The following is a 13,587-nucleotide window of genomic DNA, read 5'->3' as shown; positions in this document are numbered from 1 at the left end:
ATTCACCTTCTGCTCACGTACCCGTTCACCGGGTTTGCCTCGTTGCGCGCAGTATAACATGGTGAGAACAATGGGCCTCAAGCAACAATTGGGTGAGATCGGCGAATACTCGCCATTTAGGCCGCTCCGACAGGGTCACTCCAGTGATTTTGCTCCTGCCAGATCGCGCGCAATGGCTCTCCCTGCCCACAAAAGTGATCTTCCGTCAATTCGCAGGCCCAAATCCGATCGGTGCGGAAGTGGCGGAACCCATTTCTCAGCTCACACCAGGCGGCCAACATTGTGCATTCTATGTGGTAGATCAGGGCAACGGGTCGCACCGTTCGTTCGCTGCGATCACCTTCCGAATTCACATAGGTGATGCGGATCTTTTGTTCAGCCCTGATCGCTTCTCGATAGTTTACGACTGGCACACAGCCCTTTTCAGGATCATCCATAGGAGCCCCCCATGGAGCAACCTGCAGCCAATCCGCAGGAACCCGTAACGCTTCGATCTTGCGACACACCCTGTCTGCGGCTTGCTGCAAGGTGCTGTCGCCCGTACGCGCCAACATCGAAAGACCTACCCAAAGGGCCTCAACCTCTTCGGGGTCAAAATTCAGTGGCGGCAAATCATATCCCCGCCGCATCAGATATCCGACACCCGCCTCACCCTCGATGGGCGTGCGCTGCGCCTGCAACGCAGCAATATCACGGTAGACAGTACGCACCGACACCTCGAGCTTTGCAGCCAGCGCATCGGCAGTCACAGGTGTCTCGGCAGCACGCAAAATCTGTATGATTTCGAACAGACGGGTTGAACGACGCATCAGAAGCTCCTTGCGATCTGCTGACAACTTAGCACACCCCACTGACAAGGTGGTGTCAGGAGTGTTGAGCGAAGATAGGTCAAACACCAATCAGGAGATTGCCCATGCCTTACCTCGACAATCACGTCATGATGACCCTGAAGTTAGATCGCTGGTCTCAGGATCACGTATTACGCGGCTTCGAAATCGAGCGCGAACTGGCTGCTGCCCGAGAATGCAAAGCCGCGCGACCCATCAAACGTACCAAGCGGTTTTCTTTAGGTAATCTGAAGATGTTGTGGACCAGCACCGCCTAACTTTAAAACTCAGCTGGGGCGCGGAATTTCATTGATACTCCGCCTTCTGGGTTTTTCAGTCGCAATTCTTCGGAATGCAGCATTAGCCTCGGAAAATCGCGCGCTGCGCCGTCCGCGTAAAATGGATCACCTAGGATCGGATGGCCCAGCGCCTGCATATGTACACGCAATTGATGCGATCGCCCGGTTTTGGGAAACAGGCGGATACGGGTCGACTGACCTTCGTATTTCAGAACACGCCATTCGGTGATCGCTGGCTTTCCCGTCTCGTGGCACACCATCTGGCGTGGGCGATTAGGCCAATCAACGATCAAAGGCAAATCCACAGTCCCCGTTTTCGCTTCGACCTGTCCCCAAACACGGGCGATATAGGTCTTACGGGTCTGACGGTTTTCAAACTGCAGCCCCAGATGCCGCTGCGCATGCGGTGTCTGGGCAAAAGCCATGACACCCGATGTGTCCCGATCCAAACGGTGCACCAGCAGAGCCTGAGGAAACGCGGCCTGGACACGGGTCAGCAGGCAATCGGCCAGATGCTCCCCCCGTCCGGGCACAGACAGCAAACCCGATGGCTTGTTCACCACGATCAACTGTGTGTCTTCATACAGCACGTCCAGAGGTGTTTGCGGGGGATCATAGGTCTCGCTCATGCGTGCCTGCCTATCCCAGCCCGTTACCTCCCGCAACGTCGTCCTTGCCTCAACGAAACGGTTCAGCAACTCTCGGGTCAACAAGAAGGAAGATGGCATGCACCCGACGATCAAACGAATGCAGGACGTTGTCGCAAAAGGCGATGAAAGCTTGATCCACGAGTTGCTGGCAGAGGACGTGCGGTTTTTGCCCCCAACCTATTATAGCACCTGGACAGGGCGTGAGCCGGTTGCGGCGGTTCTGGGTCATGTAGGTCAGGTATTCTCGGATTTTCGGTATCGCCGGATCATGGGTGACGGCAACGATTGGGCGTTGGAGTTTCAATGCAAGGTCGGAGATCTGGACGCAGTCGGGGTTGATTTGATCACTTTGAATGCTGATGGCCTCATTCAAGATTTCGAAGTTGTCATGCGCCCCTACAAAACTGTCGACGCCCTGCGTGAAGCCATGATGGCGCGGGTCATGAAAGATGCGCGTTTTCTGAAATTCAAGGATGCGCTGAACTGAAGATGCCTTTCCCTGTTGCTGCGGACCAAATTCTCCGCGTCCCGTTATTGCCAGTACTGGCTGTTCAGGGCCACTCTGTGCGACGCAATGCTCGCTTGCTGCCTGAACCAGAAGGTCCTCGCGAAGGGCGTGAAGGGCGCGGTCCGCGATTGCGTTTGTTGATCGCCGGGGACAGCTCGGCTGCCGGTGTAGGCGCAGGCACGCAAAAACAAGCGCTGTCGGGGCAATTGGTCAGCCTACTGGCAACACACCACACCGTAGAATGGCGGTTGGAAGCTACGACCGGATATACCACGCAAGATACAATCGACCGATTGCAGAGACTAAAAGACCAATTTGATGTGGTGGTGACGGCCCTTGGCGTGAATGACGTGACCCGTGCCGTGACCGCACAACGCTTTGAAGATCAGCAGTCACGCCTTCTGGCCTTGCTGACCGGGCAAATCGGAGCACGAAATGTAATCGTGACGGCCGTTCCCCAGATGGCGCGATTCCCAGCTTTGCCTCAGCCCTTGGCATGGGTATTGGGGCAACAGGCCGCGCGGTTGGACCGAGGATTGCAAAAGGTGGCTGCTGGTTTCCCGCAGGTTTACCATCTTTCATTGAATCTTCCCGACGATCCGTCCCTCGCCGCCCCGGATGGGTACCATCCAAGCCCTAAAACCTATGCGATCTGGGCTGCCGAAATCACTCGACTTATTCGTCAGGCCTGAGACCGTATCTGCCGGATCATCGGAATCGAATACACGACCAACCCGGACCAAATCAAAGGGAAGGCAATCATTCTTGCCTGGTCAATATGTTCTCCGAACAGGGTGATCGCAGTGACAAAGATCATAGTGGGCGCGATGTACTGTAATATGCCCATGGTCGACAGGCGTACCAGTTTTGCCCCGTTTGCATAGATCAACAAGGGTACGGCTGTTACGATACCCGCACCTGCCAGCAACAAAGTGTCTGACGCAGCCGCCCCAAAATGCCCCGTTCCACTTGCGCCCAACCATGTAACATAGGCCAAAGCCGGGATAAGCAGGATCAGGACTTCAAGCAAAAATCCCTGATTGGGTCCAATCGGAAGAGAGCGTTTGAAGAATGCATAGAATCCCCAACTGACCATCAATCCCAAAGCAGCGCAAGGCAGGCTTCCGGCTTGAAACACTAGAACCAACACGCCCAATGCGGCCAGCCCGACCGCGACCAATTGTGTACGGGTTAAGGGTTCGCGTAGCAGGATCGCACCGAGCGCAATACTGAACAAAGGATTCATATAGTAGCCAAGCGCCGCATCCAGCGCGTGGCCAGATGAAATCGCCCAAACATAAATCGCCCAGTTCACCGAAATCAAAGCCGCAGTCAGCGCTGCCATGCCCAACATCTTAGGATTGCGAAGTGCAGCTTTAAGATCACCGGTACGCCCAAGCGCAACCAACAGCAACCCAGCCACCGGAACCGACCAGATGACGCGATGTGCAACGACCTCTATCGGGCCGATATGTTCCATCGCCTTCATGTACAACGGCAGGAAGCCCCAAAGGACATAGGCCAATACGGCCAGCACAAGCCCTTTGGGCGTATCCGTGTTGTTTGGCGTTACAGGGGTCTCTGCCACGATGGGTCTCCGACTGATACTGTATTTCTCTACGGCAAATCAGACGGACTTGGGAACCATCAAAACTGTGAAGCCGGTCATCAGGAATCCTGATATGTTTCATCTGAAACAGGCAGGCCAAACAAACAATTCGGGGCGCCACAGCGCCCCGACAGTTTGGCTATACTTTTACGCGTTCGGACTTTGGGTCGTACATCGGTTTGAGCGATGCCTCAGCTTTCACTTTCACGCCGCAAACGTCTATTTCATAGCTCGAAGCCAGAACATCTGCCGCTTTCTCGCCTTGGCAGGGTACATAGCCCAGACCAATCGCGCCGCCGAGTGTATGCCCATAGTTGCCAGAACTGAGATACCCCACATATTCTCCATCGCGTATGATCGGCTCATTGTGGAACAACAGCGGCTCGGGGTCGGTCAGCTTGAACTGGACCAAACGGTTTTGAGGCCCGCTTTCTTTGCGGGCTATAACCGCCTCACGCCCAATGAAATCACCGCCCTTATCCACTTTGACGGCAAAGCCCAATCCTGCATCGACCACGTGATCTTCACAGGTGATGTCATGGCCAAAATGGCGGAAGCCCTTCTCGATACGGCAGCTGTCCATCATGTGCATACCACAAAGCTTCAGGTTCATATCCTGACCGACCTGATGCAGCGTTTCGAACACGTGACCCGCCATGTCGGATGAAACATAGATCTCCCACCCAAGCTCGCCCACATATGTCACGCGGTGGGCACGGGCGAGGCCCATACCGATCTCAATCTCCTGCGCGGTGCCAAAGGGGTTGGTCGCGTTCGAGAAATCCGCTGGTGAAACCTTTTCCAGAAGTGCGCGGGCATTTGGCCCCATGACAGCCAGAACGCCTTCGCCTGAGGTGACATCCGTGACGACGACGTTGAAATTGACCGCATAACGCATCATCCAGGTCTGATCCGCCAGACGGGTCGCCGCTGGGGTGACGACCAGATAAGCCGTCTCGGTCAGGCGCGTGACGGTCACGTCGGCTTCGATACCACCAGCGCGGTTTAGGAACTGGGTATAGACGATCTTACCATTGGGCACCGAATAATCGCCGCCGCCAATATAGTTCATGAATTTCTCGGCATCCGGCCCTTCGACACGGATTTTGCCGAAGGACGACATGTCGTACATGCCTACATTTTCGCGCACTGCGCGGTGTTCTGCGGCCGCGTTTTCAAACCAATTCTGGCGCTTCCAACTATATTGGTATTCACGTTCCTGTCCGTCATTGGCAAACCAGTTGGCGCGCTCCCACCCGGCAATTTCGCCCATGACCGCACCCTGTTCCAGTAGATGATGGTGAAATGGTGTCCGACGGACGCCCCGTGCAGTGGCTTTTTGGCGGTAGGGGTAGTGGTCAGCGTAAAGCAGGCCAAGCGTTTCTTTCGAACGCTCAAAGAGGTATTGTTTATTGCCCTGAAAGGGCTGCATGCGGCTGATGTCCACATCGCCCAGATCAAATGGCTTTTCACCCGAATCCATCCATTCGGCCAGTGCCATGCCAGCCCCGCCCGCCGACTGAATACCGATTGAGTTGAACCCGGCCGCGACCCAGACATTGTCCATCTCGGGTGCGAGGCCCAGATGATAGGCGTCGTCCGGTGTAAAGGATTCAGGACCATTGAAGAACGTGTGAATCCCGGCCTCGGCCAGCATTGGCATCCGATTGCAGGCTGCTTCAAGGATGGGTTCGAAATGGTCGAAATCTTCAGGCAATTGGTCAAACTCGAAACTGTCAGGGATGCCGTTCATTGCCCAGGGCTTGGCATTCGGCTCAAACGCACCTAGCAGGATTTTCCCTGCATCCTCTTTGTAGTAGGCGCATTCGTCCGGCACGCGCAGCACGGGCAATTGGGTCAGACCGTCGATCCCCTCGGTGACGATATAGAAATGCTCGCAAGCGTGAAGCGGTACGTTCACACCTGCCATCTTGCCAACCTCGTGGCCCCACATCCCTGCGCAGTTCACCACCATGTCGCACTCGATATGGCCCGAAGCGCTGCCATCATCTGCGACCCAATCAACGCCCGTCACCTGACGGCCTTGCTTGACGATGTCGGTGACTTTCACACGTTCCTTGACGATACCACCGCGCTGACGCGCGCCTTTGGCCAAAGCCAGAGCGATATTTGCCGGATCACCCTGCCCGTCCAATGGCAGGTAAACTGCCCCTTTAACCCCTTCCAGGTTAAGATGGGGATATAGCTCCTGCACACGGTCATTGCCGATCTCTTCGACCTCAACCCCGAAAGCGCGGGCCATAGCGGCCTGACGATAGATCTCTTCCTTACGCTCGTCGGTCAAAGCGACCGTGATCGATCCGCAGCGCTTGAACCCAGTGGCAACACCGGTCTCTTCTTCAAGCGCGCCGTATAGTTCCTGGCTGTACTTGGCCAGTTTGGTCATGTTCGCCGTCGCGCGCAGCTGCGCGATCAGTCCCGCCGCGTGCCATGTCGTACCGCTGGTCAGTTGCTTGCGCTCCAACAGAACGACATCGCCCCAACCTTTCTTGGTCAGATGATACGCAACCGAACATCCAATGACACCGCCGCCGATGATGACCACTCGGGCCTTGGTGGGAAGATCAACCATCCTGACGTCTCCGCTGATTCAGGTTTTCTGCAAAATGCCACGAAGGATCGACAATAAAAGCATCAAAAGCGTCAGCTTAAATACAAAAATCACCGATATTCCGGGCGTCTTTTCTGGCGTCTCAGAACAAACGGTGTGATGCCAAAAAAACTTTTGTAGACGGATGAAAATCCGTTTGGAAAACCGCAAACCAGCCCGATTTCCCGCACGCTCATCGTCGTATTCAGAAGCAGGTTGTTAGCTTTGGCCAGTCGCATTTCCCGGTAGAACCCGTTCGGCGTGGTTCCGAAAATTGCTTTGAATTTTCGCTCAAGAGAGCGGTTCGATACGTGCAATATGTCAACGATCTGTTTAATCGGCAGAGGTTCCTCGATGTTTGCCTGCATCAGCTTGATGCACTGGTCCAATTTCTCGTCACCAGTGGCCGTTATCCGGGCGCCGGAAAAAGGTTGCATGGATGAAAAGTCACGGATGTTTTCATGCAGCATAATGTCGGCAACCGTCATCTTGGCCGCACCCGAGATATGCCGCCCAATCACGGCCAGCGCGATATCTGTGGTTGCCTCCATGCCAGCGCAGGTGACAACCGAACCTTGCTCGGTGGCGATAGATAGCTTGGCCTCAAACCGAGCACCACGTTCGCGCAGGAAAGAGGCATTTTCCCAATGGGTTGCCATATGATCAGCGCTATTTTCGTCGATATACCGGCTTGCAGCTTCAGCCAACAAAAATACCTGGGCGCCCCGAAACGTATAGTCGCGCACGACACGGCCCAGAGAAAGTTCAGGCTGATCCGGGTCTGAGTTTCCGATCACAAACAGATAATTCGCATTCGGTTGCGCCGGGACTGTGTCGGTCGATACTGTTGCTCCGCTGCTGCTTTCGACCGGCCCTCCTTTTCGTGACCGATATGTGAACGTGAACGGCGGGTGGGCACATACACGGTTCGCTAAGCGCAAAACCTCAACCAGCGAGGCCAGTTCGAGCAATACGAAACCCGACGCAACCAGAATGTCAAAATGGTACTGGGCGCGATCCTGCTGTTGGTCAGATTTGGTCCGGACAGGCATCTAAGTCCCTCAGACGATTTTGTGTCCGGCCGCACGTAAATTCTCGGCGAGGGTTTTGATGTGTTCCGGCCCGACTTCGCAGCAACCACCAACGATCGTAGCGCCCTGCGCCACCCAACCCATCGCGTGCCGTGCATAGGCATCAGGGCCCAGGTCATGGCGGCTCTCCAAGGCATCAACCGTTGGGGCATCTTCCAGAAAGCCATCTGTGATGCCTGTAAATCCGTTGGCATAGGCCCCGTACGGGCGATCGAACATTGCGATGACATCCAAAGCCGCCGGAATCGCTTCGGGGCGTGAACAGTTGATCAGCACCGCCTCGGGTGCATAGCGCGTAACAAGAGGGGCAATGTCCCCCAGTGGTTCGCCTGAACGCAGGCGGGTTCCGTCCTCGTCCATGACCGACAGGGCAAGCCAGACGGGTTTCCCACAGTTCTCGGTCCCGCGCAGCGCACCTTCGGCCTCCTGCACCGAGCATACTGTTTCGATCAGAAAAAAATCGACCCGGCCCGACATCATTGCAGCCAGCTCGGCGAATTTCGCGGCGGCATCTGCAGGGTCGGGGTTCAGATCGGGCCGATAGCTGGCCAATAGCGGGCCAAGCGCACCTGCGATCCGCCCACTGGTGCCACAGCGCGCCTGTTCGGCCTGTGACAAGGCAGCGTCAATGAGATTGGACAACTGATCTTCGATCCCCTCACGGACCAGACGTGAGCGGTGTATTGCGTAGGTGTTTGTCGTAGCGATCGTTGCACCGCTTCGGAAATAGGCGGCGTGAACCTCCGCCACAAGTTCGGGTTTGTCGATCATCACGCGTGTTGACCAAAGTGGCGTCGGCTTATCACCGCTCAACTTCACCAACTCCTGCCCGATCGAACCATCCAAAAGCGTAATATCAGCCATTTATTCCCTCTTTCACGGCACCAGAACCAGCTTTCCGGGCAAAGTCTTGGACAGGAAATCCTCTTGCGCCTGAACAATGTCGCGCAACGGATAGGTCTTTGAGACCAAGGGCTTGATCCGGCCTGCATTCATCAATGCAACAAGGCGGTCGAAAACGTCCGAAGGCTGATAGGTGCACCCATGGATCGTGATGTCGCGCAGATAGATATCCCGCAAATCCGCGCTGACAATGGGACCTGCGATCGCGCCAGCTACGGCATAGTGGCCGCCGGGTTTCAACGCAAGTATCAGGTCTGGCCAAGCCGGACCTCCGACCACATCTATAACGACATCGAACATGTCTTCCGGCAAAGCCGCGTCGCGTTCAAAAGTCCCGATTGCGCCCTGTGACTTGACCACCTCAGATTTGGCGGCATTGCTAACGCCCCAGACCGTCGCCCCGCGCAGCGCTGCAAGCTGGACGGCAGCAAGGCCCACACCGCCCGACGCCCCTGTGATCAGCACTTTTTGACCTGCGATGACACCGGCACGAGTCAGCAGGCCTTCGGCCGTTCCAAAAGCACAGGGAATCGCGGCAATTTCAACGTCAGACAAAGGCGATTCAGTTACGTCGTACAGGTCATCACTTTCCATCAGACAATACTGGGCAAAAGCCCCGTCAATTTCTGAACCGAGCACGATAAAATCCTGTGGTCGGCCAGGAACCGGGCGCGGCAAATTGATCGGGCAAGTCACCCGTTGACCAGGCTTGAACGCCGCACCCGATCCAACCGCATCGACAATTCCACAAAGATCGCCACCCTGGATCCGGGGAAAGTGCAGCGCACCTCCCCAACCACCTGCTTCGACCTGCTGATCTACCGCATCCGTTGCACCCGTGACGTCCGAGGAATACCAGCCGATCCGCGTATTAATGTCAGTGTTGTTCACCCCGGCAGCGGCAACGCGGACCAGGACCTGCCCCGGATCAGGGTTTGGTACTGGGATGTCGTCCCGCCATTCCAACACCTCGGGTCCACCGTGGCCATTCAGATATACGCCTTGCATCTGCCGGGTCATTTGCGTTCCTTTCTATCTAGGTCGTCAGGCCCTCAACCGTTCATTCGAAGGATCCCAAAGAGGTTGGTCTTCCTGCACAACAGCACGGCATTTTTGACCGTAGATTTCAACCTCCAGCTCAGTTCCTGGCACGGCCTGATCTGCACGCACCATGCCAAGCGCGACGGAAGCACCAATGCGATACCCCCACGCACCTGAGGTCGTTTCACCCACGATCTCATCGCCGCTCCAGATGCAAGACATGTAAGGCGCATCGACCTCGCCTGCGTCCACGATCAGAGTGACAAAGGATTTCTTAACGCCTTGCTGCTTTTCGTTCTGAATGGCCGCTTTGCCAACAAAATCCTGCGGCTTGTCGAGTTTGACAAAACGACCCAAACCACCTTCAAGCAAAGAGTAATCCGTGCTCAGATCGCCCTTCCAAGCGCGATAACCTTTCTCGATCCGCAAAGAGTTCAGCGCATACATGCCAAAGGGTTTGGCCCCGGCAGCCAGCACGGCTTCGTAGATGGCTGGCATCGCATCGTTTTCAGCGTGGATTTCCCAGCCCAACTCGCCTGCGAAAGATACTCGGATCAGAAAGGCCTCCTGCCCGGCAACTTTGGCAAACTGATGGGTCAGCCAACCTTGCTGCAGATCCGCATCCGTGATGCCGGACAACACATTCCGCGACATCGGCCCCGTCACGATCAGCGTATCGCGCTCGGTAGTGGTTTCGCGAACAGTCACACCTTCGGGCACCGAATTCCGGATCAAATCCCCATCATGCCACTGCGCCGTCGCGGCGGTGATCAGGACGAAGTTGTTCTCAGCCAGACGGATACAGGACAATTCGGTCAGAATGCGCCCTCTTTCATCCGAGACATAGATCAGGTTCATGCGCCCGGCTTTGGGTATACCTCCGGTGCAGAAGCCACTCAGCCAGTCATCCGCACCATCCCCTTGTATCCAGAACCGTGAGAACCCGGGCAGATCCAGCACACCGCAGTGATCGCGCACAGCTTCGCATTCTTCTTTGACCCGCTGTTCCCATGGGCCTGAACGTCCCCAAGTATGTGTAGCCTCCAGAGAGGTGTCGTCGCTGGGTTGCGCGAACCAGTTGGCGCGTTCCCAGCCGTTATAGGCCCCCATGACACCGCCCAGTTCTTTAACCTTGGCATGAACGGGAGAAACTTTCTTATCGCGCGCAGCGGGCCATTCGTGATGAGGGAAGTGCATGGCGTATTCGTTGCCATAGACTTCCATGCCTTTCTGGTTGCAGTAATCCTGATCGGTGTAGTCGGTGTAACGACGTGGATCGACGGCCCACATGTCCCATTCGGTGTGACCATCGACGATCCATTCGGCCAGCACCTTGCCAGCGCCGCCACCTTGGGCGATGCCAAAGGTGAATGTATGAGCCTCGAACGCGTTTGACACACCCGGCATCGGGCCAATCAGAGGCAAGCCGTCCGGCGCGTAGGGGATCGGGCCATTGATGACACGACCAACGCCCGAGGTTGCCATCAGCGGCACCCGCTCCATCGCATCTGTGACGATATCTTCGATGCGGTCCAGATCGTCATTCCACAGTTGGAAGCTGAAATCCTCGGGCATCGGATCATCCTCGGTCATCCAGTGGCCCTTACAGTTGGGTTCGTAGGGACCAAGGTTGAAGCCGTTCTTCTCCTGCCGCAGATAGTATGAGATATCCACATCGCGCAGCAGCGGCAGCTTGCCGCCGCTTTCTTTTGACCACGCTTCAATCTCGGGGATTTCGTCGGTCAACAGGTACTGGTGGCTCATCACCATTGCGGGCACGGTGCGGCCGCCAAAAGGTTTGAACCATTCCCCCACGCGCTGGGCATAGTAACCAGCGGCGTTCACCACATAGTCACAGGCGATGTCACCCTTATCGGTATGCACGGTCCAAGTGCCGTCATCATGCTGGGTCACACCTGTTGCCGGGCAGAAGCGGATGATCTTCTGCCCCATATCGCGTGCGCCTTTGGCCAGCGCCTGGGTCAGCTGTGCGGGGTCAATGTCGCCATCGGTCGGGTCATAGAGCACGCCTTCAAGATCATGAGTCTCAAGGAAGGGATAGCGTTCCTTGGCCTCCTCCGGCGTCCACATCTCCATCGGGATACCCTGATAGCGGCCCATGGACATGGCGCGTTCGAACTCCTGCATCCGTTCCTCGCTGTGCGCCAGACGGATCGACCCCGAAACGTGGTAGTTCATCGGATAGTCGACCTCGTCTGCAAGGCGCGAATACAGCTCGGTCGAGTAGCGCTGCATGTTCATGATCGCCCACGAAGTGGAATACGTCGGCACGTTGCCCGCCGCGTGCCATGTCGAGCCTGCGGTCAGTTCATTCTTTTCCAGCAGCACACAATCCGTCCAACCCTTCTTGGCCAGATGATAAAGCGACGAGCAGCCAACAACGCCGCCGCCGATGATGACCACACGGGCCTTGGTTGGAAAATCACTCATGTGTTTGGTTCCCTATTAGTGTGCCCGCTGGGGCAGGTCGTCTTTGATGTCATAGTAATCGCCCTTGTCCGCGACAAAGATGTGCTGGGCGAGTTTCAACCCGGTCGGCTCATCCAATGAGCCCACGGAAATTGCGATCGTGTCCTCGTCATTGTGCTGCCAGAAGAGGAACGAGCCACAAGCGCGGCAGAAACCGCGCTTGGCAATGTCAGAGGCGCGATACCAGCCCAGCGTTTCGCTGGCGGTAAAGCTGAGATTGTCCTGATGCGTGACGGTCGAGGCCCACAGGTGACCCGACTGTTTGCGGCACTGCCCGCAATGGCAGGCATTTGGTGGCGTGAGGTCTCCGTCAACAACGAAAGCGACCGCGCCGCAAAGGCAGGAACCGGTATGCATGTCTTTATCCCCTCGCTGTCGGCGTAGAGCTGGCCCCCAGCAAAACGCCATAGATGATGAAACAGGTCGCCATCACGCGGCGTACCCAGATATTGAACACCGCCCCCAGTGCGGCCTTGCCCATCAGTGCCCCCAGCAAGGTGAACCCGGTATAGCTGAGTGTCGTGATGACCAGTGCCGTCGGCATGATCACAGCCATCTGCTGCCAGATGGGTACATCCGGCTGCACAAACTGCGAAAACGCCGCAAGGTATCCGGCGATGCTTTTGGGGTTGATCGTGGCGACGGCCAACGCGTGAAAGTAAACATGCCGCGCCGGACGCTCAGAAGCTGGAGCAGGCTTCGCAGCGTTCATCCAACCGCGAACGCCCATCCAGATCAGAAACCCGGCCCCGATCAACTTGGCAATAAAGAACCCCATTGGCGATGCGGCAATCAACGCAGTAATCCCCACTGCCGAGAGGATCAGGAACGCGCTTGCCTGTGTCAGAATGGCGAGTACGCCCAGCATAGCTTTGGTTAATGGCAGGCTCATACCATTTGAGATGCAGTTGACCGCATTCGGCCCCGGAGTGGTCACAAACACCACCCAGAACAGAGCGAATATGGTCCAGGCTTCAAAACTCATCAGTACACCGGAGGCGCTATGACCCAGATGGCCACCGCGGGTTCGTCAAAGGGGTTGGACCATGTGTAGGGTTCGTGCTTGATCCGGAAGCTGTCACCAGGACCAACCTGAAAACTGCGCGTACCAATCGTCAGTTCCAGACGGCCTGACACCATATAGCCGACTTCCTGTGTCGGCCGGTTTGCTGGCGTCTGCATCTGCGAATGCGGCTCGAACGTTGAATGCACCATCTCGAAATCGTCGGTCAGGTCAGGCGAAAGCAATTCTTCAATCAGACCTTCTTCACCCGAGCCCATCGGACGACGTGATCCGGCCCGCACGACATATCCTTGCTCATCCGCTGGGGCTGCAGAATGAGCAAACAGCATCGACATCGGCACGCCTAAACACTCGGCAATCTGTCGTAGATCCGAGATTGAAGGCTCGGACATGTCTCTTTCGACCTGGCTGAGCCAGCCTACGGACCGATCCAATCGATTAGCGATTTCAGTCAGCGTCAACCCGCGCGCCTTACGCAGCGCGCGCAGGTCGGCACCGAGTGTTGCGCTGTGGGGGGCCTGAGAGTTCAATTTG

General features: G+C 56.4%; 14 protein-coding genes. 3 read left to right on the top strand and 11 right to left on the bottom strand.

Annotated features, from left to right (window positions below):
- Positions 1-116: 116 nt before the first annotated feature.
- Positions 117-809: a helix-turn-helix transcriptional regulator gene (locus tag ACR3EJ_RS06495; protein WP_170545169.1), complete on the bottom strand. Its 693-nt coding sequence runs from the start codon at positions 807-809 to the stop codon at positions 117-119.
- A gap of 104 nt (positions 810-913) precedes the next feature.
- Here ACR3EJ_RS06495 and ACR3EJ_RS06490 point away from each other — a divergent pair, with 104 nt between their 5' ends.
- Positions 914-1,105 carry a hypothetical protein gene (locus ACR3EJ_RS06490; RefSeq protein ID WP_170476216.1) on the top strand — a complete coding sequence of 64 codons (192 nt, stop codon included), beginning with the start codon at positions 914-916 and terminating at the stop codon, positions 1,103-1,105.
- Positions 1,106-1,107: 2 nt separating this feature from the next.
- Here ACR3EJ_RS06490 and ACR3EJ_RS06485 read toward each other — a convergent pair whose 3' ends face one another.
- Positions 1,108-1,755: an RluA family pseudouridine synthase gene (locus ACR3EJ_RS06485; RefSeq protein WP_170545172.1), complete on the bottom strand. Its 648-nt coding sequence runs from the start codon at positions 1,753-1,755 to the stop codon at positions 1,108-1,110.
- A 97-nt stretch (positions 1,756-1,852) separates the two neighbouring features.
- On the opposite strand from ACR3EJ_RS06485, the gene ACR3EJ_RS06480 reads away from it, so the two are divergent.
- Both ACR3EJ_RS06480 and ACR3EJ_RS06475 read left to right on the top strand, forming a co-directional pair.
- Entirely contained in the window at positions 1,853-2,263 is a 411-nt protein-coding gene (locus tag ACR3EJ_RS06480) for a nuclear transport factor 2 family protein (RefSeq protein ID WP_170545175.1), read from the top strand.
- Positions 2,264-2,340: 77 nt separating this feature from the next.
- Positions 2,341-2,976, top strand: a complete 636-nt coding sequence (locus ACR3EJ_RS06475; RefSeq protein ID WP_260023260.1) for an SGNH/GDSL hydrolase family protein — start codon at positions 2,341-2,343, stop codon at positions 2,974-2,976.
- Here ACR3EJ_RS06475 and rarD read toward each other — a convergent pair.
- From rarD to ACR3EJ_RS06430, 9 genes are all read right to left on the bottom strand, one after another.
- Positions 2,967-3,872 (bottom strand): EamA family transporter RarD, encoded by a 906-nt coding sequence (gene rarD / locus ACR3EJ_RS06470; protein ID WP_170545181.1) that lies wholly within the window; start codon positions 3,870-3,872, stop codon positions 2,967-2,969. The genes ACR3EJ_RS06475 and rarD overlap by 10 nt on opposite strands.
- A 160-nt stretch (positions 3,873-4,032) precedes the next feature.
- Positions 4,033-6,486: a GcvT family protein gene (locus tag ACR3EJ_RS06465; RefSeq protein ID WP_170545184.1), complete on the bottom strand. Its 2,454-nt coding sequence runs from the start codon at positions 6,484-6,486 to the stop codon at positions 4,033-4,035.
- 89 nt (positions 6,487-6,575) lie between these two features.
- Positions 6,576-7,556 (bottom strand): helix-turn-helix domain-containing protein, encoded by a 981-nt coding sequence (locus ACR3EJ_RS06460; protein WP_170545187.1) that lies wholly within the window; start codon positions 7,554-7,556, stop codon positions 6,576-6,578.
- A 9-nt stretch (positions 7,557-7,565) separates the two neighbouring features.
- Positions 7,566-8,459, bottom strand: coding sequence for a homocysteine S-methyltransferase family protein (locus ACR3EJ_RS06455; RefSeq protein ID WP_170545190.1), 894 nt, complete (start codon positions 8,457-8,459; stop codon positions 7,566-7,568).
- A 12-nt stretch (positions 8,460-8,471) separates the two neighbouring features.
- A complete protein-coding gene (locus ACR3EJ_RS06450; protein WP_170545193.1) occupies positions 8,472-9,518 on the bottom strand; it encodes an alcohol dehydrogenase family protein in 1,047 nt (348 codons plus the stop codon).
- 24 nt (positions 9,519-9,542) lie between these two features.
- Positions 9,543-11,990, bottom strand: coding sequence for a GcvT family protein (locus ACR3EJ_RS06445; RefSeq protein WP_170545196.1), 2,448 nt, complete (start codon positions 11,988-11,990; stop codon positions 9,543-9,545).
- Between the two features lie 15 nt (positions 11,991-12,005).
- Entirely contained in the window at positions 12,006-12,386 is a 381-nt protein-coding gene (locus ACR3EJ_RS06440; RefSeq protein ID WP_170545199.1) for a GFA family protein, read from the bottom strand.
- Positions 12,387-12,390: 4 nt separating this feature from the next.
- On the bottom strand, positions 12,391-13,014 hold the full coding sequence (locus tag ACR3EJ_RS06435) for a LysE family translocator (RefSeq protein WP_170545202.1): 624 nt from the start codon (positions 13,012-13,014) through the stop codon (positions 12,391-12,393).
- Positions 13,014-13,583, bottom strand: a complete 570-nt coding sequence (locus ACR3EJ_RS06430; protein ID WP_010440848.1) for a helix-turn-helix domain-containing protein — start codon at positions 13,581-13,583, stop codon at positions 13,014-13,016. The genes ACR3EJ_RS06435 and ACR3EJ_RS06430 overlap by 1 nt, the downstream gene beginning before the upstream one ends.
- Positions 13,584-13,587 lie beyond the last annotated feature (4 nt).

The sequence above is a fragment of the Ruegeria sp. AB11 genome (assembly GCF_056536325.1).
This window is presented reverse-complemented; position numbering and strand designations above follow the sequence as displayed.